Origin of the sequence: Gandjariella thermophila (assembly GCF_005405885.1) — a bacterium.
GTDB classification, from domain to species: domain Bacteria; phylum Actinomycetota; class Actinomycetes; order Mycobacteriales; family Pseudonocardiaceae; genus Gandjariella; species Gandjariella thermophila.
Window position 1 is genome coordinate 1 of sequence record NZ_BJFL01000091.1, and the last position, 2,502, is coordinate 2,502.

2 protein-coding genes are annotated in these 2,502 nt (G+C 73.1%); both read right to left on the bottom strand.

What is annotated here, in order from left to right; all coding sequences use genetic code 11:
• Positions 1-165: 165 nt before the first annotated feature.
• On the bottom strand, positions 166-993 hold the full coding sequence (locus FFT21_RS28225; RefSeq protein ID WP_137816948.1) for an ESX secretion-associated protein EspG: 828 nt from the start codon (positions 991-993) through the stop codon (positions 166-168).
• Positions 994-1,009: 16 nt separating this feature from the next.
• Positions 1,010-2,449, bottom strand: coding sequence for a PPE domain-containing protein (locus FFT21_RS30460; protein WP_137816949.1), 1,440 nt, complete (start codon positions 2,447-2,449; stop codon positions 1,010-1,012).
• Between the last annotated feature and the right edge of the window lie 53 nt (positions 2,450-2,502).

The window sequence follows — 2,502 nt, forward strand, 5'->3', positions numbered from 1 at the left end:
GACGACAACGGCGTGCAGACCCGTCGCGACCACGGCAACGGCGCCCACGTGCAGGGTTGGACGGTCCAGGGCGCCCAGTACAACCGCACCGCCCAATGCAATACCTGGACGGCCGCGGAGGACTGGGTGAGCTGAGCGCCGGGGATCGCCGGGTCGTCCGGCGGGCTACCCGGCGATCCCCGGGAGTACCGAGTTCAGCGCCGCCTGGACGTGGGTGCCGAGTTGGTGGGCGTCAACGGGTCGCAGGGTGATTTCCGGTTCGCCGCGGTGGGTTTCGGCGATGAGCAGGTACCGGCCGTCGTCGGCGTTGTCGAACCAGTGCAGCACCGGGGAACGCCGCCTGCGGCCCGTGGCGTCACGGTGGTTGGCGGCGATCTGCCCGGCACGCGGGTGAGCCGCGTCGAGGACGTCGCGGAACACCGCGATGTCGCGCTCGGACCTGCTGGGCCGCGGGCTGTTCGAGATCAGCACGCCGCCACCGGTATCGTCCGAAGTGGACCGCGTGGCACCGCCGAACGCGGACGCCGGCGCGGTCGCCGGGGGCCGGCGCCCGGCCGGCGCGGCCGGTAGCTCGCCGACGACCGCGGCCACCAGGCCGGAGGGGTGAATCTCGCGGAGGATCAGGTCACCGCCCGTGTGCTCGGACTCGCCCGGCAGTTGCAGGGCGAGCAGCGCGGCTGGCCCGGAGCGTGCGGCCAGTACCCGCATCGGGCTGTCGGCGTGCTCGTCGGGCAGCCACACGGAGTCGAGCCAAGCCTCCGCGCGTACCAGAAGCCGCAACGCCGCCTCCAGGTCGGCGTCCAGGCGCTCGCCGCGCAGCAGCCGCGCGGCGCGCAGTTCGTCGCGGACGCGGCCACGCAGAGCCAGACGCTCCACATCGGACCCGCCGTAGGAGCGCACCTCGATGGGAAACGGATAGTCGCCCAGCTTCAGGAATTCCCACAACTGGTCAACCTGGACGGCGGACAGCCGCCAGTGCACCGTGGTCGGCACCGGTCGCGTCCTCCGGTCAGCCTTCGCCGATGACCGGCGGCGCCGTCAGCGGAAGATCGCCGACGATGGCGTTGCCGTGCTCCTCGTCGACCAGGTAGCCGGCCGAGCGGTGCTCCCTGTCCTCCTCGCCCTTGCCACCGCGCCCGCCGGCACCCATCGGCCCGCCGCCCATACCGCCGGCCCCTGGCCGGCCCGCCGCACTTCCCGGGCGCGGCACGCCCTCCTCGGCCGCCATCGCGCCCGCGCCGGACCGCGCTCCCGGCCCGGACGGGCGCGAACCACCCGTGTCCCCGGAGCGGTAGCCGGCGCCACCGCCGAACCCGCGCGAGCCGCCGCCCGCGCCGCCGCCTCCACTGCCTCCGCCGCCTCCGGGGCCGAACCCTCCGGGGCCGAACGCCAAGCCGCCCGGACCGAACGCGTTGCCCGGGTTCGCCGGGCCGCCGCCAGCCGGTCCGAGATCGCCGATCGGCGACGGGGAGGGGCCGGCACCGGCCGGGGTCACCGAGCCGCCGCCGTACCCGCTCGGGCCGGTCGGGATCGGACCGCCCGATGGCTGCGGCGGCGGCCCGAATTGCTGCCCGCTTCCGGTGTGGCCGGTGGAGCCGGTGTGCCCGGTCGACCCGGACTGGCCTGGTCGGAACGGCGGACCCCCCGGCGTCGGTGGCGGACCCACCGGCGGCGGCACGGGCGGTGGCGGGTTGTTGGGTGGCGGCTGGGTCGGGTCGGTGGGCGCGGTGAACGCCGGCGTGCCCTGGTCGGCCTCCACATAGCCGGGCGTGTAGACCGAGTTCATCACCCGCACCGCGGCGGCCTTGGCGTTCTGCTGCTCCTGATGCTGCTGGTAGGCATCGGCGAAGCCCCCGACACCGCCGAGGGAGATGGTGCTCAACCCACCCACGATCGTGCGACGCCAGTTGAAGTCCGCCGGCTGCGGCACCGTCGCCTTCGCCTGGTCGGCCGCCGTGCCCGCGGCCTGAATCTGCGTCCCCGTCGCCTGCGCCGCGTTCCCGAAGTCGTTGCCCCAGGAGACGATCGACTGCGGCGCCGAGATCGCGTTCGCCGCCGCCTGCCCCGTCCAGTTCCCAGAAATCGCGCCCGTCACCGATCGGTGAAAGTCCTCGGTCGCGGTACTGAGATCCTTACCGAGGGTGACCCAGTCCCCACCGTGGCTGTTCAAGTCGCTGGTCGGAATCCCATTGACCATAGAGTGAATCTTGCCGTGATCCCACGAATCCCAGTTGGTCCGTTGGTTGATGGCCGGTGGATCGAAGCCGCCCCCGGCCTGCTGCGCAAACGTGGACGCCTGATGCCGTAGTTCGTTGCGGCGCTGGGTGTCCCGCTGCGTGGCATCCCTGGCGGCCTGCTGCTCGGCCCGCTCCTGAGACGGCTTCTTCATCCCCAACAGCGACGCGGCCCCGTCCTCCGCGTCGTGCCACCGGTCCTCCCACCACCCCATTCGAAACGCCCCCCTTTACCTCGGCAACCTCGGCTCAACCATCTGCGCGATCT